Source organism: Rhizobium sp. SVR5-9E (assembly GCF_056755095.1).
This window is the reverse complement of the sequence record NZ_JBNDHS010000051.1, coordinates 1-17,679: the sequence shown is the minus strand read 5'-3', so window position 1 is coordinate 17,679 and position 17,679 is coordinate 1. Positions and strand designations below refer to the sequence as shown.

General features: G+C 58.9%; 19 protein-coding genes. 5 read left to right on the top strand and 14 right to left on the bottom strand.

Features of this window, described 5'->3' with window-relative positions:
- Window positions 1–282 precede the first annotated feature (282 nt).
- Window positions 283–975, top strand: a complete 693-nt coding sequence (locus ACPYOJ_RS21325) for a Crp/Fnr family transcriptional regulator (protein ID WP_481418019.1) — start codon at window positions 283–285, stop codon at window positions 973–975.
- A gap of 153 nt (window positions 976–1,128) precedes the next feature.
- Here ACPYOJ_RS21325 and ACPYOJ_RS21320 read toward each other — a convergent pair whose 3' ends face one another.
- The 3 genes from ACPYOJ_RS21320 to ACPYOJ_RS21310 are packed head-to-tail and all read right to left on the bottom strand — an operon-like array spanning window position 1,129 to window position 3,096.
- Window positions 1,129–2,121 (bottom strand): DUF3618 domain-containing protein, encoded by a 993-nt coding sequence (locus ACPYOJ_RS21320; RefSeq protein WP_481418018.1) that lies wholly within the window; start codon window positions 2,119–2,121, stop codon window positions 1,129–1,131.
- Window positions 2,121–2,537, bottom strand: a complete 417-nt coding sequence (locus ACPYOJ_RS21315; RefSeq protein ID WP_168832359.1) for a phage holin family protein — start codon at window positions 2,535–2,537, stop codon at window positions 2,121–2,123. The genes ACPYOJ_RS21320 and ACPYOJ_RS21315 overlap by 1 nt, the downstream gene beginning before the upstream one ends.
- Complete coding sequence (locus ACPYOJ_RS21310) at window positions 2,530–3,096, bottom strand: nutrient deprivation-induced protein (RefSeq protein WP_481418017.1); 567 nt, start codon at window positions 3,094–3,096, stop codon at window positions 2,530–2,532. Before ACPYOJ_RS21310 ends, ACPYOJ_RS21315 begins: the two co-directional genes overlap by 8 nt.
- 430 nt (window positions 3,097–3,526) lie before the next feature.
- Between ACPYOJ_RS21310 and ACPYOJ_RS21305 the strand changes: the two genes are divergently transcribed.
- Entirely contained in the window at window positions 3,527–3,751 is a 225-nt protein-coding gene (locus ACPYOJ_RS21305; RefSeq protein WP_481418016.1) for a hypothetical protein, read from the top strand.
- Between the two features lie 148 nt (window positions 3,752–3,899).
- Window positions 3,900–4,430 carry a DUF4142 domain-containing protein gene (locus ACPYOJ_RS21300; RefSeq protein WP_481418015.1) on the top strand — a complete coding sequence of 177 codons (531 nt, stop codon included), beginning with the start codon at window positions 3,900–3,902 and terminating at the stop codon, window positions 4,428–4,430.
- Window positions 4,431–4,945: 515 nt separating this feature from the next.
- On the opposite strand, the gene ACPYOJ_RS21295 is transcribed toward ACPYOJ_RS21300, so the two are convergent.
- The 3 genes from ACPYOJ_RS21295 to ACPYOJ_RS21285 are packed head-to-tail and all read right to left on the bottom strand — an operon-like array spanning window position 4,946 to window position 7,603.
- Window positions 4,946–5,884 (bottom strand): beta-xylosidase, encoded by a 939-nt coding sequence (locus tag ACPYOJ_RS21295; protein ID WP_481418014.1) that lies wholly within the window; start codon window positions 5,882–5,884, stop codon window positions 4,946–4,948.
- Between the two features lie 19 nt (window positions 5,885–5,903).
- On the bottom strand, window positions 5,904–6,503 hold the full coding sequence (locus tag ACPYOJ_RS21290) for a histidine phosphatase family protein (protein WP_481418013.1): 600 nt from the start codon (window positions 6,501–6,503) through the stop codon (window positions 5,904–5,906).
- Window positions 6,500–7,603 carry an inositol-3-phosphate synthase gene (locus ACPYOJ_RS21285; protein ID WP_481418012.1) on the bottom strand — a complete coding sequence of 368 codons (1,104 nt, stop codon included), beginning with the start codon at window positions 7,601–7,603 and terminating at the stop codon, window positions 6,500–6,502. The genes ACPYOJ_RS21290 and ACPYOJ_RS21285 overlap by 4 nt, the downstream gene beginning before the upstream one ends.
- Before the next feature lie 1,404 nt (window positions 7,604–9,007).
- Here ACPYOJ_RS21285 and ACPYOJ_RS21280 point away from each other — a divergent pair.
- Complete coding sequence (locus ACPYOJ_RS21280) at window positions 9,008–9,487, top strand: hypothetical protein (RefSeq protein WP_481418011.1); 480 nt, start codon at window positions 9,008–9,010, stop codon at window positions 9,485–9,487.
- 29 nt (window positions 9,488–9,516) lie between these two features.
- Here ACPYOJ_RS21280 and ACPYOJ_RS21275 read toward each other — a convergent pair whose 3' ends face one another.
- A complete protein-coding gene (locus ACPYOJ_RS21275; protein WP_281408119.1) occupies window positions 9,517–9,753 on the bottom strand; it encodes a helix-hairpin-helix domain-containing protein in 237 nt (78 codons plus the stop codon).
- Between the two features lie 514 nt (window positions 9,754–10,267).
- On the opposite strand from ACPYOJ_RS21275, the gene ACPYOJ_RS21270 reads away from it, so the two are divergent.
- A complete protein-coding gene (locus ACPYOJ_RS21270; RefSeq protein ID WP_481418010.1) occupies window positions 10,268–10,531 on the top strand; it encodes a hypothetical protein in 264 nt (87 codons plus the stop codon).
- Window positions 10,532–10,742: 211 nt separating this feature from the next.
- Here the strand turns inward: ACPYOJ_RS21270 and ACPYOJ_RS21265 are convergent, their stop codons facing one another.
- The 7 genes from ACPYOJ_RS21265 to ACPYOJ_RS21235 all read right to left on the bottom strand — a co-directional run.
- A complete protein-coding gene (locus ACPYOJ_RS21265) occupies window positions 10,743–11,498 on the bottom strand; it encodes a TIGR04290 family methyltransferase (RefSeq protein ID WP_168832353.1) in 756 nt (251 codons plus the stop codon).
- Complete coding sequence (locus ACPYOJ_RS21260; RefSeq protein WP_481418009.1) at window positions 11,489–12,544, bottom strand: UDP-glucuronic acid decarboxylase family protein; 1,056 nt, start codon at window positions 12,542–12,544, stop codon at window positions 11,489–11,491. The genes ACPYOJ_RS21265 and ACPYOJ_RS21260 overlap by 10 nt, the downstream gene beginning before the upstream one ends.
- Window positions 12,545–12,562: 18 nt before the next feature.
- The gene (locus ACPYOJ_RS21255) at window positions 12,563–13,681 is read right to left on the bottom strand and encodes a CgeB family protein (protein WP_481418008.1); all 1,119 of its coding nucleotides are present in this window, start codon (window positions 13,679–13,681) and stop codon (window positions 12,563–12,565) included.
- Window positions 13,678–14,766, bottom strand: a complete 1,089-nt coding sequence (locus ACPYOJ_RS21250) for a CgeB family protein (RefSeq protein ID WP_481418007.1) — start codon at window positions 14,764–14,766, stop codon at window positions 13,678–13,680. Before ACPYOJ_RS21250 ends, ACPYOJ_RS21255 begins: the two co-directional genes overlap by 4 nt.
- The gene (locus tag ACPYOJ_RS21245; protein ID WP_481418006.1) at window positions 14,763–15,893 is read right to left on the bottom strand and encodes a CgeB family protein; all 1,131 of its coding nucleotides are present in this window, start codon (window positions 15,891–15,893) and stop codon (window positions 14,763–14,765) included. The genes ACPYOJ_RS21250 and ACPYOJ_RS21245 overlap by 4 nt, the downstream gene beginning before the upstream one ends.
- 3 nt (window positions 15,894–15,896) lie before the next feature.
- Complete coding sequence (locus ACPYOJ_RS21240; RefSeq protein WP_481418005.1) at window positions 15,897–16,964, bottom strand: glycosyltransferase family 4 protein; 1,068 nt, start codon at window positions 16,962–16,964, stop codon at window positions 15,897–15,899.
- Window positions 16,965–17,050: 86 nt separating this feature from the next.
- Window positions 17,051–17,679, bottom strand: a 629-nt coding sequence (locus ACPYOJ_RS21235) for an NAD-dependent epimerase/dehydratase family protein (protein WP_481418004.1), incomplete at its 5' end; no start/stop codon positions are given.

Here is a 17,679-nt window from a genome sequence, read left to right as displayed (position 1 = left end):
GTCGTCGTCGATTTTGGTATCGTCGACCTTCCCAGCGGATAGAAATCATGGACCGGATCGACGCAGCATTACGCCGGGACGGCGCCCTTGATCAATGCTTCAGGACTCGCGAGCCATTTGAATGGCTAGGAGCCATGGAACAAACAAGAGATTGCCGTGTTCCAATGTCGGAAGCCTACCGGATAGAAAGGAGCTTCGCACCAAGTGGGTAAATGTGATTCAGGAGACCGCGCGGCCTCTACGGACCGAGGTATTTGGTGATAGGGCCCGCACGGAGAAGCAATGTTCAATAGGATTCTCAACCTTCTCGAAGACAGCGACCGCGAACGATTGCTAAAGAATTTGGAACCCGCATACCTGCCGCGTTTGACAGTGCTTTCTGAGCCGGATCAGCCTCAAGACTATAGCTACTTTCCCGAGTCCGGCATTGGCTCGATCATGGCTGTTTCGCCCTCTGGAGAGACCGTCGAAGTGGGCATTTTCGGCCGGGAAGGAATGACGCCTCCGAACAGTCTCTTTGAAGACGATCAAGCACCCTTCAAAGTGTTCATGCAAGTGGATGGGAGCGGTCACAGGATCAGGAATGAGCACTTGTTCGCGGCCATGGTCGAAAGCCGGCCGATGCGAAAGCTCCTGAGCCGTTACGCGCAAACGCTGTTCGTGCAAACGGCCTACACCGCCCTTGCAAACGCCACTCACCGCGTCGACGAACGGCTGGCTCGATCGCTTTTGATGGTTCACGACCGTACCGCCGGTGATCGGCTATCCGTTACGCACGATTTCTTGGCTGGACTGCTCAATGTGAGACGTCCAAGCGTGACGACAGCCCTCCATATTCTTGAGGGCCATCGCTTTATTGTAGCCGAGAGGGGTCAGGTGACCGTACGCAACCGTCAGGCTTTGGAGGCATTCGCCGGCGATGCTTATGGTGTACCCGAACACGAGTTCGCTCGTCTCATTGGATCAATGTATTAGACACGATCATCACCCCGTGCAGTGCTGCATACGGCAGGCATAAGCAGAGAGCTTTGATGTGCCGACCAATCGGCATCGACGCTCCATTTCAATATCAATAGCATGTTATTGCGTTCGCAACTCTTCTTCCGGGGGAGTGCAGGTCCCGCTCGCTCACCCCGATTTGAACGCGTCGACTTCCTCGACCACCCGAGTCTTGGCAGCATCGTGAACGTCGGTCGCGGCTGAAACCGTCTTGCTATAGACGTCAGATGCAACCTCTGTTCCTTGCTCCATCATCGAGGATGCCTTGGCGGCAACCGTGTCTTTCGCCGCGTCGGCGGCTTCGCCGAGATACTCGTCTTCGGTTTCCGTATGCGGCAACGCCGCCCCGATCGCCGCGCCCACCGCAAATGCGAGAGCGCCGCCGACAAGCGGTTGGTCGCGGAAGTGGGTTAGAATGGCATCGTTCAATTTGCTCGCCTGCTGTTGCATGCTTGCTCCTGCCGAAGTGGAGCGCTCCGAGATCGAGCTGGCAGCATCCGATGCGCGCGTTCCGATATTGCTTGCGGTGCCCTTGACCTGGGCCCATGTTTTTGAGGCCCATCCAGACGCGGCGTCAAACATCGCTCCCGTCTCGTCGGCGATCTGCTCGATCTGCCTTCCTGTGGCATCCGCAAAGCCCCGATACGTCTTTCCCGCGTCGTCCATGAAATGCCCGGCGCGGCGTCCGGCATCGTCGGTAATGGCTTTCAAGCGTTTCCCTGAGGTGTCGGCGAAATGGCTGTAGCGGACACCGTTTTCGGTTTCCGGCGGGCCGATCCGCCGCACCGGTCCCTCCACCTGATAAAGAGGATAGTCTTCATCTTCATCCAAACCAGCGCTCGACGAGGCGGCAGACGAAGACGGATATTGCTGCTTTGCCATAAGCCAAGCGAGGCTAACACCCATCAACGCGACCGGCAGGGGATTGTCCTTCAAAGCCTGGCCGAGATTTCTGACATACTCGCCCCCACCGCTGCTCTTCGCGTAGACCAGAACTTCATCGATGAGCTGGCCCGGCGACATTCGCTCCTGAATGGCGTCTATGCGATCTCCTATACGTTGCCGATCAGCGTCGATCTCCCGCTGAAGATCGGAGGATGTCTTTTCAATTGAGTTGGCCATCAGATCTTCTCCTTCACGGCATCGACGTCGCGGCGCAGCGATGTCGTCGTGCGATCAAGCTTCAAGTTGCTTCCGCGCAGTGCGCTCAAGCCTCGTGACACCATCGCCCAGGCGATCAGGGCAATGATGAGGCCGACAACAAGTGCGGCAAGCGCGCTGGCGTTCGGCTGCGTCATGCCTTGGCCGACCAAAAAGGATGAAAGGCCGCCGACAAGCGCACTCAGTAGGACGCCGACGGCGCCGATCGCGAGCACCACGCCAACGATTAGAACCTCGATGCCGCTCAGCGCCTGTGTGAGTTTTTCAGAAGCTTCGGTCTTGGCGAGGTCGATTTCTTTGCGTAGGAGTCCCGTCAGATCGGCCACGAGTCCGCTCACGAGTTCGGAGAGCGGGATGTTTTCGGTCGGTTTAACCATTTGCAGGCCCTCCGCTCTTCAAGGAAGACGCTGGTTGGGCCACCTGAGGCGCGCGGTGGAAGCTCGCACTTGCCGGTCGACTTGCCGAGGCAGTTAGGAAGCGGCTGGCCGCCAGCCCTGCCAATGCCGCGATTCCAAGAAAGGCTAGTGGCTGCTTGCGTCCGAAGTCTTCGGCCATGGTTGCTACTTCGCCGAGGTCGCGTCCCTCCATCTGCTTTGCAAAACTTTGCACGCGACTCCCGATCTGCCTGGCGTATCGACCGACCTCGGATTGATCGGATTTTTCGAGCTCCAAGCCAACTTTCTGAAGGGCGGTTGCGATGCCGCCGACCTGACGGGCAGCAAAATTTGTCTGCTCGGAGACGGCCTCCTTCGCCTTGACGACCGCGGCCTCGGCGCCCTCCTTGATGGTCTCGCGTGCGCCGCTCAGGTCCTCAGCGATCTTGTCTTTAAGATCGCCCAACTGCGCTGGGCTCGTCGTCGATGGATTGGGCTCTCCGCTTTGTGGTGGCGACTGACGCAAGGGCGCCACCTCGCTTTCCGAAAACTCGTTTGACATTGAATCCTCCCATGCATGGTTAACGGCGGCTGCATATCCCGCGAACTATCGACTGGAAGATTTGTTCCTCCTCGGTGATATGGTTTGTGGAACCTCTCCCTGCGGCCCTTTCTGATCACGAAGCATCCTAAGGGGAACTCGTTGATCGAGCGATTTGAACTTGCATACTCTCCCTGCGCGATCATCAATGCCGCGCCCCCGCGCGGCACGCGAGCTGCTCCACGCGGCATTTAATTGCGTGGAAGCTCGTGGCAAGCATGCTAGATAGATCTTCCTCTGGATCGCTCCCGTCTCCGTGAGCTGAACCATGATCTCCTGCGAGGGATGGCTTCGTCGCCATCAGGGTGTCGTCAGTCACTCATGTGCAAGGAGACGAGCTCGCGGCCCCTCTCCTCTGACCGTCATAGCGCCATCGATTATAAGAGTGTCGATGAGCTGCATTGCTGCTCTCCCTTCCGCCGCAATTAAGCTACGCCAGGGTCCGCAAGAAAGCCCGGCGACAGCCGGGCTTTCGCAGATTCCCAAACCGGGAATCATGGTCCTCAATATCTCCATCACCGTCGGAGGATTTGCTTCCCCGCTGAAAGAGACAAGGCATATGGTCATCGCAGCAGGCCGGATTTCCTTTTGCCGCACCGGAGTTCCTGTGGCCTGATGGGGGCCCGCTGATCTGCCTATTACAATGATCGGCAAGGATAGCGCGGGCTGATATCCACCAGCCTGTTCAATCCGAGACTTTCCTGAAGCTGTAGGAACAAGTTCCCGGGTTCTTTGTTCGAATGGCTGCACAAAGGAGAAACCCGATGCGATCGATTGTTTTGATGGCCGCCGGTCTTATGGTGGCAACATCTGCCTTGGCGCAGTCTGCGGCGGAAAAATCTGGCGTCAATTCGGCGCTGGCAATCCCTCCCAAGACTGAGGACTTCGTCAAAGAAGTCTCGATGAGTGACATGTTCGAGATCGAGTCGAGCAAACTCGCGCTCGAGCGAGCGGATGAAGCCACGAAGGCGTTTGCTCAGCAAATGGTTCAGGATCACCAGAAGACGACAGCCGAGCTGAAGGGACTTATCGACAGTGGCAAAGTAAAGGCAATGCCAGCTACTGCTATGTCGGACGGTCAGCAGGAAACCCTTAACAAGCTCAAGAAACTTGAGGGAGCAGATTTCACGGAGCAATATCACGACGATCAGGTCGACGCGCACGAGGATGCTGTCGACGTCTTCAAGCGTTACGGGAATGAAGGCGACAACCCGGATTTGAAAGCCTGGGCCGCAAAGACCGTTCCCGCACTGGAACATCACCTTCAGATGGCCGAGGATCTGGAAAAGAAATGAAGATGCTTCACCTTTGACAATCACAAAAACAGCCGCCTCCAGGCGGCTGTTTACTGATGCATGGCCAAAGCAAACTTCCGACGCGACACCCCCCGTGGCGCAAGGCTGAAGCCAAATTGAACGCGGTGATGGTCACTAGGTCAACGATCGAGGTTCAGCTCCGTTCTCTAGATGAGATCCAAATGATGGGATGACGCTAGCGCTATTGTCGAACTAGCGGGACACCGCCGTAGAGCACTCGTTCCATGACGATACATTAGCCGAAACCAGCTTCGTCTCACCCATCGATTGACTTGCGTGAATTCAGAAGGCCCGCTCCGGTTCCGAAGTCGCTCTCCTGCGAAGGCGACAGGCACGCTAAATCCTCTCTCCCTGGCAGGATGAGGCACCGACTCTGGTCGGCGAATAACTGTAGGCAACCGCCGCATTTCCACGCGTCACTCACATCCAGGTAGGCTCAGTCGCCTGATGGATCGGCTGGGTCTATTCGATGCCGAAGGCAGGAGACTGGCGTTTCAGATAGGCCGAGCTGATTGCAGTCCGGGCGACGCGGAACGGCTATCCTGTTGCGGCGCATATCGCGCAACCATCTCATCGCAGAATTGGGCGAACTCCTCCGGGACCAAGGGGGGGCTCGTGTGGTGTGGCGCTATACCCCGATGTTCGGGTGTAAAACAGAATGTCGCCGTCACGTCAAAATCTTCGAGAGCACGCATCTGCCTGTCAAACCAGTCCAGCGCATTCGGACGAAAGCGGTCAGCCCACGACAAGCCGGTGCGAACAGATTTGACACCAAGGCGCTTCATCCAAGCGACAGCATTGTCAAGCCTCGGATCTTCGAAGCGGAACCATTGCACGAGACCCAGTTCGGGAGTGTGTTGGGCGAACTCATCGAGGGCGGGCTTTGGCGCACCGTCCTCGCGAAGAAGGCCCATATAGAAATGGCGATAATAGGAGGAGCCTTCCGCCTCGCGATGTCGTGTTGTTGCTTCCCAGGCTTTGGGAAGATCGTAGAGGCTGTACCATTGGCATCGCTCGACTTTGCCTTTCAACAATTCGGCCGTTCGCTTTAGCCCCCACAGCTGAACTTCCTCTGCCCCGAAGGTCGACACGCCGACCTCAGTGACCCAGATCGGGAGATCGGTAACACCTCGAATTGCATCGATCTTCTGGGGCCATTCGTGAATCTGCCACAGGTTCCAATCAAGCGGAAAGCCGTGGATTGCCACGGCATCGACATGGTCGAGCACGCCGTAATCTCTCATGCGCGTCATGAAGCCGGGATCAATTGGAGATAACCCGCCGAGGACTTTTGTGAGGGCCGGATTTCGTGTTGCGATCGCGTCGGCCGCAAGAATAGCCATTTGAGCGAAGCGGCTCCAATCCGGGTCGAATTCCGGATCCCAATGAGATTTGTTGTTCGGTTCGTTCCAGATCATTGCGGCCTCGATCATGTGTTTTTCCCCCGCTGCTCTAAGAGACGATTTCGTTGAGTGTCACGACCTTAGCGCCCCAGTCCCCAGCGACCACCACAGTGATGGACGCCGGCGCGATGTCGAATTTCGGCCAGGCGTCGACCGAAAGGCCAAGGACATGGCAGACTGCCGCTTTGATGACATCCGCATGCGAAACGAGAGCTATCCTGGGGCCATGCCCGCTGCTCGTCAGGGTTTCAATCAGTTCCAGAACTCGCCGCTGAACGTCCAGCATCGTTTCACCCCCGGGCGTGCGCACTAGGCTGCGAACGGTGTTCCATCGGCACCAGTGAGGATCCCCATCGAGCGCCTCGAATGTCTGCCCCGACCAGCTGCCGAAATTCACCTCATCTAGTGCTTCAGTGATCTGCGGTGGCCCGATGGCAGACGCTGATGCGATTGCCTCGGCCGTTTGCCGGGTGCGATCCCGCGGACTGGTGTAGATGGCGGTTAGATGCTCGCCTCTCATTCGCTCTCCGAGACGCCGAGCCTGCTCCAAGCCGGCAGCGCTGAGCGAAACGCCCTCGCATCTGCCGGCCAGAAAGCTTCCGACACTGTCGTGTGCCGCATGGCGCACCAAAAGAAACGTGGCGCTCATTGCGCGGCTCCGCGCAGAATATCCTCCTGATCGTCGATGAATTCCTGTGTCCGGCGATGCGCCTCATGGTCTGTGAATTGTTGAGGCGGAGATTTCATGAAGTAGCTCGCAGGGCCGGTCAGAACACCACCGATGCCGCGATCGAGCGCCAGCTTGGCGCATCGTACCGCGTCTATGACCACGCCGGCGGAGTTGGGAGAGTCCCAGACTTCCAGTTTGAGTTCGGCATTGAGGGGTACGCCACCGAAGGTCGTGCCTTCGACCCGGATATAGGCCAACTTCCTGTCTGCAAGCCACGGGACATAGTCGCTGGGCCCGACGTGCACGTCGTTGGCGGCAAGTGGAATATCAAGCTGGCTCGTCACGGCCTGTGTCTTTGAAATCTTCTTCGACTCCAGCCGTTCGCGTTCCAGCATGTTCAGGAAATCAGTGTTGCCACCGAAATTCAGCTGGTACGTCCGATCGACTCTGACGCCGCGTTCTCGGAAGAGATTTACGAGCGCCCGGTGGATGATTGTTGCTCCCACCTGGCTTTTTATATCGTCGCCAATGATCGGAAGGCCGCGATCGGCGAACTTCTGTTGCCATTCAGCCGTTGAAGCTATGAAGACCGGAATGCAGTTGATGAAGGCGCAACCAGCATCGAGGGCCTGCTCCGCGTACCACTTGGCAGCCTTTTGGGAACCGACGGGAAGGTAACATACGAGCACATCGGTTTCGTTTTCGCGAAGGATGTTAGCCACGTCGGCGACGGGTTCGCGGGCCTCTTCGACTATATCCTCCAGATACTTGCCAATTCCGTCCAGCGTTGGGCCGCGCCTCACTTCGACCCCTGTCGGAGCGATGTCCGCAAAACGCTCGGTATTGTTCGGTTCGGCATAGATTGCTTCCGCCACGTCGCGGCCCACCTTGGAGGCGGCGATATCAAAGGCGGCCGATATCTTGATGTCCCTCACATGGTAACCTCCAAGATCGACATGCATCAGGCCGGGCACCGGTTCATTGCCCAGTACATCGCGGTAATAGGTCAATCCTTGGACGAGCGACGACGCGCAATTACCAACCCCGACCAGACCGACACGAATTTCTCTCGAGCCCATGTCATACTCCAAGCATCTACAATGCTTGCCCAAACAGATTGCAGCGTCATCTGTTCCCAAAGACCTGATGGTTAATTCTGCGAACCGCCAACGACGATCATGTCAGGAGCTCGCAATGAGATGGAGAACCGTCCGATGCTGGTCTACGGCGATATCAGGCGCATTGAACGACCGGCGACAGTATGCGCCGCTCTTGCTGCTGCGATGCTTGCTTGCACAAGAATGCCGCCAGGATTGCAACGCCATGCAGCGCTGGTCAGAGCCTTCATCGCCACGGGCGAGCTGGTCCAGGGATTGGCCGATCAAGAGTTCGAGAGGAAAGGGGCCGATGATGTGTCGAAGGTCCAGGGAGCCGGCGCGAGGCTCTTGCTGACGCATGCTCAAGCCGTCATGCAATCGTGGCAAAACAATTTCGGCGGAGAATTGCTGCTTGCGAATGCCTGGAAAAGCCTTCTTGAGCACCTGGACAGCGGTGAACCCGTTCAGATGAAGGAGACCGAAGGTTTTGCCTTTTACGCTCTTTATCCAGAAAGCTACCTTCAAGCCGCTCTCAGCTCGCAACTCACATCTAACACGGTTGTCATCGGCCTTCGAAGCATCGGGGTCACCCTGGCTGCCCTGGTCGCCGCCGCCTTGGGCTCGGGCCCAGCTTTTTCATTGCGGCCGACTGGACATCCCTTTCAGCGGCGCATGCAGGTCACGGCGGAGCTTTCCGGCCGTATCCTCGCGGATCCGGAGAGCAATTTTGCCATCGTAGACGAAGGACCGGGCCTATCCGGAAGCTCGTTCGGGAGTGTCGCCGATTGGTTGGAAGCGCATGGAGTGAAACCTCACAGGCTTCATTTCTTCCCGAGTCACGCCGGGGAACCGGGGCCGCGGGCGAGTACAGACCAACGCCAGCGCTGGAGAGAACGGGCAAGATATGTTGTCAGCATGGACGATGTCATCATCCGGTCGCCGAAGCCAGTGCGAAACCTTCAGACATGGGTGAGCGAGCTTGTGGGGGTTGAAGGCGTTTCTTGGCAGGATCTATCGGGTGGGGTTTGGCGTGGCATCCACTATGCGAAGCCCGGCGATTGGCCGCCGAGCCATATCCAGATGGAGAAACGCAAATTCCTCATGCGGGCTGGGGACCAATCCTGGCTTATCAAATTTGCCGGCCTATCCGATGCGGGTTCGACCAAGGCGCGAAGAGGCACCTTGCTTAACGAGGCAGGATTCACACCCGATATCGTCGGTGCATGCTACGGATTTACAGTCGAAAGATGGGTGAGAGGAACGCCTGCGGATGCCGCTGACCTGGACAGATCGAACATCATCGATCAGCTGGCCCGGTATCTCGGTTTCCGCGCCCGCCATATGTCTGCCCCGAACAGCGGCGCGTCCCTCGATGAGCTATGCCATATGGCTGTTTTCAACGTCGAGAAAGCCCGTGATAGCGAAGCGGCGGGCAAGCTTCGTCAGCTGATCGGCAATCCGGATCGGCTGGTGCGTCGATTGCGCCGCATCGATAGCGACAATCGGTTTCACAGGTGGGAATGGCTGGTCACGGCAACCGGTCAGCTGCTGAAAACCGATGCTCTTGACCACAATTGCGCTCATGACATGATCGGTTGCCAGGACGTGGCTTGGGACGTCGCTGGCGCGTGCGTGGAATTTGACCTTTCAGCGGTTGAGCGCGACCGCCTTGCGGACATCGTTTCGCAGCATGCAGATTGTGACTTGAGAGATGATCTCCTCACCGCCTTTGAAGCCTGTTATCTCGCCTTCCAGATTGGCCTGTGGACGGGAGCACGAAATGGCATTCCCAGGGCTGAGACAGCGAGGATCGACAAAGCCGCGGAAAGCTATCTGCGGCGCTTGCAACTGTTACTTAGCGGCTAACCTTTCAGGTTCCTCTCCGCAGGTGTGGTTCAAGTTGTCGTTCCACTGGTTTGACCTCTGTGCTCCCGCCGGGACTTTCTGCTGGCGGACCGTATCAACTTGACCGAGGCTTTCCCAATTCCCGGGAGTTTCAGGAGATCCGCATCGCTCATGGATGCCGCCTCTGCCAATCGCCGGATACCATTCGCCGCAAGCGCCCGCGCCACCCACCCAGGAAGATAGCTGGTGACTGGAGGATCCCTATTATCCTTTTGACCGGTTTTCATACTGCTTTGAGACGACCGCGGCATGCTGATCATGCCTCACCAGCTAATGAACGAACCGAACAACCCAAGGGCCTATTGGTTCCCGCATTCCATTGAATACTTGCTGGCGCGGTTTCGGCACCGTCGAGGGCGGCGCGATCGGGCCGGATCAAAACCCTGCATAGCCCGAACCTACGGGGCGGGCGCCTCGACTTGCCGCCTGGCCGAGTGGCAGCAGACAGTCTCTGCGTAGCTGCTTCAAGTGAGAGCCTAACTCAAGCCTCACTCGATCATCACTATCGCACCCAGTTCCTAACGGCGTTATAACTTGGGTGGGCCTGCTGCTGCCAGTACCACGCGGCGAAGGTGACCGGTCGATGGCCTCCGGGGCTTCGCTGATCCAGCGGCGGGATCGTTGTGAAAGGTGCCAAGGTCTGAGGACGTGGAGGGTGGCGGCTCGTTCGCCATGTCGGCTGGAACTTTTGAGGGCGCAGGCGGTTCCGGCTAGGAAAGCGTAAAAATAGAGGAGAAGCAGATGAGCGGCTCGAAGACCACGACAAACCACGACGAGATTCGCAGGTGGGCAGAGGAGCGGGACGGACATCCCGCTGTCATCAGAACGAAAGGCAAGGGCGGAGTTCTTCGCATTGATTTCCGAGAGCCCGAAGAAGAATTCGACGAGATCGAATGGGATGAGTTCTTCAAGATATTCGATCAAAACAAACTCGCCTTCCTCTATCAGGAAAAAACGCAGGACGGGAGCACCAGCCGCTTCAACAAGTTTGTCGAACGCACCTGAGCCGCACGCGTGAGCGGACGAAATGAGCCCCTGGAAGTCGAACTCGGAACTGAGCTGTTCATATGCTCCACCAGGTTTGACGCAGGAAGCGCACCTGGACCGTTGTGGAGATAACGCCGACACGGGAGATTTCCCGGTCGGGAGGGGCCGACTTGTTGACCCGCTTCACTTGAGGGAATTGGCGAAAAGGGTCGCTAATGTCGACAAAATCTTACGCGATTTTCGGCGGTGGATCGGCCGCAAATGAGCGCTGGCCGCGACGTACGAGATAGACTTCGCGCTCGGGGTTTTGCTGGATGACGAAACCGGAACTGCGCAGCATGGCTTCGATCGCGGCCTTGTTTGGAATGAACCAGTTTGTCGGGTCGTTGGAAAACCGTTCCTCGACGAAGAAGAGCTTCGGATAACCCGGCTGCTCAAAGATTCGCCATTCGGAAAAGTCGTAATCGTGTTGCAGCTCCGGAATGGTCACATCGCCGCGCTGCAGGCACTGGAAGAGCATCGTGTCGCCGACGACATGCTCGTAAAGCAGGTCGAGTGCCAGCATCGGATGGCGCAGGTGATAGAGCACACCCATGAAGACAACGAGGTCGAAGCGCTGCCCAAGCTTGGCGACATCATAGACGGACATGAGCCGGAACTCGATTTCAACGCCGGCATGATCGGCCGCGAATTCCGCCTGGCGCAGATAATGAGGATCGGTGTCGATTGCGACGACCGTCCCTGCGTTGCGCTTTTTCATTTCCAGCGAGTAGAAGCCGGCGTTGCAGCCGATATCCAGCACGCTGCGCCCCTCCAGATCTTCCGGCAGGACGTGTTTGAAGCGAGCCCATTTGAACGCCGGATAATCGCCCAGGAAATGGTTGGGAGCCGTTTCGATGCCCCCTATACGCATGTTGTGGAACCAGGGGCCGAGTTCCTTGATCTCGCGCTCCAAATCGTCCTTTCTCGAAAATTTCACCTCCATGATGATGCCCCTGGCGCGACGGAGGCAGGTCGGGTGATATCCAGCCGTGGGCGCTTTATGTTCCTGCGCGCGGGGTGATTCGACAGGATGTGGCGGAACCAGGCAATAGTGTGCTCCAGCCCTTCAGCAAGCGGAATCTTCGGCTCCCAGCCGAGTAGTTGGCGGGCTCTTGTGATGTCCGGCCGGCGGCGCTGCGGATCATCGGCCGGCAGCGGCATGTGAATGAGCTTGGAACGTGTGGGAACCATCGACTGCACGAGGTCCGCGAGTTCCGCGATTGTGAATTCCCCGGGATTGCCGACATTGACCGGCACCCCCGGATTCGGCTGCACATTCATGAGTCGAGTGAGTCCATCCAGGAGATCGGAGATATAGCAGAACGATCGGGTCTGTTCGCCGCTGCCATAGATCGTCAAGGGCTCATTGCGCAAAGCCTGAACGATGAGGTTGGAGACGATTCGGCCATCGCTCGGCTGCATGCGCGGGCCATATGTGTTGAATATCCGGACGACACGGGCATCCACCTTTCCAGCCCTGAGGCTATCGAAGCAGAGCGCCTCGGCCGCACGCTTTCCTTCGTCATAGCAGGCACGCGGGCCCGTGCAATTGACATGACCCCAATAGTCTTCTCTCTGCGGGTGCACTTCGGGGTCGCCATAAACCTCGCTTGTCGACGCCTGCAGCAAGGATGCACCATCTCTTTCAGCGAGCCGAAGCAGATTTCCCGTTCCGCTGACGCTGGTCATCATGGTGTGGATCGGGTCTGCCTGATACTGCGGAGGAGACGCGGGGCAAGCGAGATTGTAGATCTGGTCCACCTTCTCGTCGATCGCGATCTCGTCGCAGATATCCTGCTCGATCATGGTGAAGGCGGGATGGTTGTGCAGGGGAAGGACATTAGCCGGGAAACCCGTCAGATAGCTATCGACGCAGATCACCCGGTCCCCGCGCGCAAGCAGCGCATCGCAGAGATGCGAGCCAACGAAGCCGGCGCCGCCGGCCACGACGACGGTTTTCCCCTCGAAAGCCTGTGTTTTATGCAGCATCCACCAATCTCCTCAATTTCAAGCCGACACCCGTGGGCTCTTGAGCGGTGCTTCCCTGTCAAAGTGCAGCGCGTTGCCGAAAAGCGTGCGTGCGAATTCGCGCGCCCTGGCAACGCCGGTGTGGCTATTAATCACCCGACGGTACGCTTCGCTCGCAAGCGCACTCCTTGCCTTCGCATCCATGCCGCTCAATGCCGAGACGACATCGCTGGTCTGACAGGCAATGATGGCGGCTTGCCCGTGCGGCAGGAGTTCGTCCAAGCCGGGCCAGAAATCGCTGATGATTGGCGTTTCGCAGGCGGCGGCTTCGAAGAGACGGACGCTCGGCGACCATCCCGCCGCGATCATCGCGGCGCGGGTCACGTTCAGCGTAAAACGTTGGCGGCTATAGAAGCTCGCGTGCTCCTCAGGCGGCAGGTGCTCGATGCGCTCGACATTCGCCGGCCAATCGATCCCTTCCGGATATTGCGGTCCGGCAACGACGAAGCGCATCTGCGGCAGCTGCCGCGCCGGCTCGATCAACAGCTGCCGCAACGCCGGCTGACGGTCGGGGCTATAAGTGCCGAGATAACCAAGGTCCCACAAAGGCTCTTCGCCTGTGTTGCGGTAAAGCTCCGCATCAACTGAACAATAGAGCGCTCCCGCACGCCGGGCGCCGTAGCTCGTCTCCAGCCGGTCAAGGACCTTGCCGCCGGAGAAGGATAAATACATGTCGAAGAGCGGAATCTGACGTCGCGCCAGATATTCCTCGTCACCGCGATCGAGCTTGGCGAGCGTCACGGGCGTGTCTATGTCGTAGAAGCAGAGCTGCGCCGGATCGAGCGCCGCAACTGCATCGATGACCGCAACGCCTTCGGGCACATAGGAACCGATGATGACGGCATCGGCCCTGCGTAGCCGCTCAGCGAAATCCTCGATCAGTCCTTGCACACTGCTGTAATAGGCGAGCTCGCAGAAGTTGGGCTCGGGGAGATCACGATTGCCGGAATACCAGGGAACGTCCCGTTCAAGGAACAGGACATTGTGCCCTTCCGCCCTCATACCGCGGAGCAGTGCGCGAAACGTCGAGGCGTGACCGTTGCCCCAGGATGAGGAGAGTGAAAGGCCAAGGACGACAACGTTGAGCGAACGCGTCATTCGGCCGCCTCCGCTTTGTGGGTGCGCGACCGGAAGATGCGATCAGCCTCCTCGGCGCGGTGCCCGTAGGTGTGCTCTCTCAGCACCCGGGCGAGCGCCCGTTTGCCGATCTCCTGCGCTTGCGCTCGGGTGAGCGCCCTCAGGATTCCCGCAACCTCCTGGCCATCCCGGGCGACGAGGATCTCCTCATCGGGCTTCAGGAATAGCTCGATACCCTCCCAAAGATCGGTGATCAGGCAGGCCCCAGCCCCCGCCGCTTCAAAGACGCGTGTCGCTGGCGAAAAGCCGTTCTCTGCCATGCTGGCGCGCGAGATGTTCAGCACCGCCTTTGGGGTGACATTGAACGCATTGTGGTCGCGCGTGGGCACATGACCGACATAGTTGACGTTTTCGGGCCATGCCCTGTCCTGCCAACCTGACCCCCCAAGCAGGAAAGTGTGTCGAGACAGCCGCGCCGCCGGTTCCAGAAAGAAGGTTTCGACGCGCGCTTCGCGGTCCGGCAGCCGGTTGCCGAGAAAAGCGAGGTCGGCTTCAAAACGTCGATCGGCTGCGACGCGATGATGGGTTTCAGGGTCGAGGGCATTGTAGATCGCAATGCACTCCCGGGCGCCGAGGGAGCGATAAGCTTCGACCACGGGGTCGCCGCCACCATAGGTCAAGACCAGATCGAGCGCGGGAAGCGAGAGGCGCAAAGGATGGTCGGGTGCAGCGCGTAGTTCGGCGAGCGTCGCGGGGGCATCGACGTCCCAGAATATCTTGAGCGCCCCGGGGCGAGCCGAGTGCATCACCTCCTGCAGCAGCAATTCGTCTTCAAAACCAACGCCGCTCGCCTTGATGACGATGTCGGCAAGCCGGGCTTCTTCGGCAACATGCTTCAATGCGACAATGCTGCCCTCGTAGACCACGACGTTGCACCACTCAGGCGGATCGATGTCGCGGTTTTTCTGCCTGTCATAGACATCCGGCTCATAGAAGGTGATCTCATAACCTTTGGCTGCGAGAGCGCGCAGCAATCCGCGGTAATAGGTGGCTGCGCCGTTCCAATAGGCGGAGACGATGCTGGATCCGTAGAAGGCTATCTTCATTCTGCCTCCTCCCTAGAAAGGAGTTTGTTTCGAACACGGTCCGACCCCTCGGTGCCGAGAATCGCAAGAAGCTCATCGACGCGATGCCGGCAGGTGTGGCGTGCGCGAATTGTCTCAAGGCCGGATCGCACCAGTTCGTCGGCGAATGCCGGGTCGGAAAGCACATCCTTGAGCAACCGCGTCATCTGGGCGCCGTCGCGCGCAAAGAGAAAATCCTGATTGTCTCGGAAGAGGTTTTCGGCGTCGTCCCAGGGCGCGGAGATCAACGGGATTCCGCAGGCGAGCGCCTCGAATACCCGGATTGTCGGAATGCCGGGCAGCGCCTCAACGTAGGGTCGGCGAGGAATGTGGATGCTGACGCGATTTTCCGCAAAGGCTCGCGGAACCTCGGCATTGGCGATCCACCCGCCATAGTCGATCCTCGCGCGCTTCAATGCCTCGCGTGCGCTTTTAGGGTAGCGTACGCCTTGAACTGTTGTCTTAAGCTGCAGGGCCTGAGCAGGCTCGATCAGGAAATGACCAATCTCAGCGCTACGCTCGTCATCACCCCAGTTTCCGATCCAGATCAGATCGCCGCTCTTTTCGACCTCCGGCATCGGACGGAACAGCTCGGCGTCCGCAGCCTCGTGCCAGGTGAAAACGCGCCTTCCCCAACCCGCTCGAAGATATCGCCGTCGCAGCGCTTCGCCAAAAGCGAGGGTAAGATCGTAATCGGCAAGCTCAAGGCGGGCAATGTCGCGTTCGGCCGACACAGCCCGATGGTGCGTGTCGTGGAACAGCAGGGTGAAACTGCCCCCATTGCGCCGCACACGACCAAGCCGAGCAACGAGCTTCGGATCTGTCCATTCGTGCACGATCACGACATCTGCATTCGCTACGGCTTCCTCGTGATCGAAGTTCGTTCCGTAGATCGTCGATCGTAGAGTCGGGAAGCTTCTGTGGAATGCATCTACGGCACCAGGTCCCTCCTCAGCCATGAGGTGCTCGCGGCTCCAGGCGCCTTCGGGTTCCAAGGCGAATGCCTCATGGCCACGCCTCACGAGATCGCGCATCACGCCCCGCAGGAAATGCGCGTTGCCGTGGTTCCAGTCCGAAATCAGCGAGTGGGTATAGAAGAGAAACTTCATGTGCTAGCCCGCCGGGATACGTGTGTTGGCCATGGCTAGCGCGTAGACGCGCAAAATGGCTTCGCATTGGGCCGCAGGCGAAAACTGACCGGAGCGCCGCTGCGCAAGAAACCCGAGACCGGTCCGCATGTCCTCGTCTGCGGTCAAACAATCGATGGCATCTGCAAAGCTTGCCGGATCGTGCGGATCGGCAAAAAGCGCGGCTCCGTTCCATAACTCGCGGTAGATCGGAATGTCGGCAAGCACCAATGCAGCGCCCGTTCGCGCCGCTTCAAGCGCCGCCAGACCGAACGGCTCGTAGAGTGAGGGGGAAACGACAATCCCGGCGCGCGCCATCAGCGCTACCGTCTCGGGATAGGATCGTTCGCCGAGATGTTCGGCGTGGCCTATCGTAAGGTGTTGTCCTGCAGGGCCCTCAACCGGACCCGCCATGACGATACGGCGGTTGGTGATCGACGCGACCCGATCGAGCAATGCGCCGTTTTTGCCCTCGTCCCACCATCGGCCGGCGGCAAAGACGAAATTCTCCCTGGCGGTCGGCGCGGCCGAAAGCCACGTGCAGTTGTGCACGATTTCAAGGTTGGGGATCGCTCCGTAGCAGCGTGTCAACGCCCCCGCGTGGCTCCGGCTCGGTGCAATCACAATGTCCGCACAGTCAAATCCTCTCCGGTTTCGTTCGGCCTGCCACGACCAGTCAGCCGAGGGGCGAGCCCCGCGCATAGCCTCAAACCAGGTGACGACGCAGGAATGCGACACTGCAACGATAGGGACGTCGGAGACGAGACCCGCCGCCTGGGACGGGAGGTTCAGATGCAGGAGATCGACCATATGCTTGTCGGCCAGTTCCCTCAGGAGCCCGGGAATGACGTCGAGGTGGTCCTCGCGGTCCGTCATCCAGTCCAGCGGCGCGTCCAGCCAGATGCATGGCCCAATTGCGGTCGCCTCCCGCATCTGTTGCGTCGAGAGACGTGGTCCCAGACCGGCGAATACCGTCTCCACGTTCGCTTCCTTCAGCGCTCGAGCGAGGTCCATGGCATAACGCCGGAGCCCACCAATCGCATCAATCGTCATGAGAATGCGCCGGGGGCGCGGTCGCTGCTGGGACAAGCAAGGAACAAATCCTGGCAGCGGAGAGGTTCTGTCGTGCATCAATTCGGTCACGCCGTCAGCCTCCTTGCGCGCTCAGTTCGTGTCGCACCGAAACGATGTTCGACGAGCCAGTCGTGCAGGTCTCGCAAACCATCTACCCATGACGTCTGCGCTCTCCAGCCGAGCGTCTCGTGAAGCAACCGGGTATCGGCGACAAAAAACAATTGATCGCCAGCCCTCCATTGCCTGTGAGATGTCTTGAGCGCGCGCCCCGTCAGGAGTTCGATCTCGCGCAGAAGGATCTGGATGCTGACGGCATTGTGCGGACCGCCGCCGAGATTAAACGCCCTGCCCTTCACGCGGTTTATCGACGCCAGCAAGGCGCGGTAGGCAGCGACGGCATCGTCCACGTGGAGGATGTCCCGCATTTGTTTGCCGCTGCCGTAGATCGAGATCGGTTCGCCCTGCAGCGCGCGAATGAGGAAATGCGCCACCCAACCCTGATCCTCCGTGCCGAATTGCCGGGGGCCATAAATGCAGCTCATCCTTAGAACCGCCGTCGGCAGTCCGTAGGACTTCGCGTAGTCCAGCACATACTGGTCAGCGACACCCTTTGAGCAGCCGTAAGGCGTGCAGAAATCGAGGTTGCGTTCTTCGCTCACGCCGTACGCGCGAAGTTCCTCGTCAGCGGGGATAT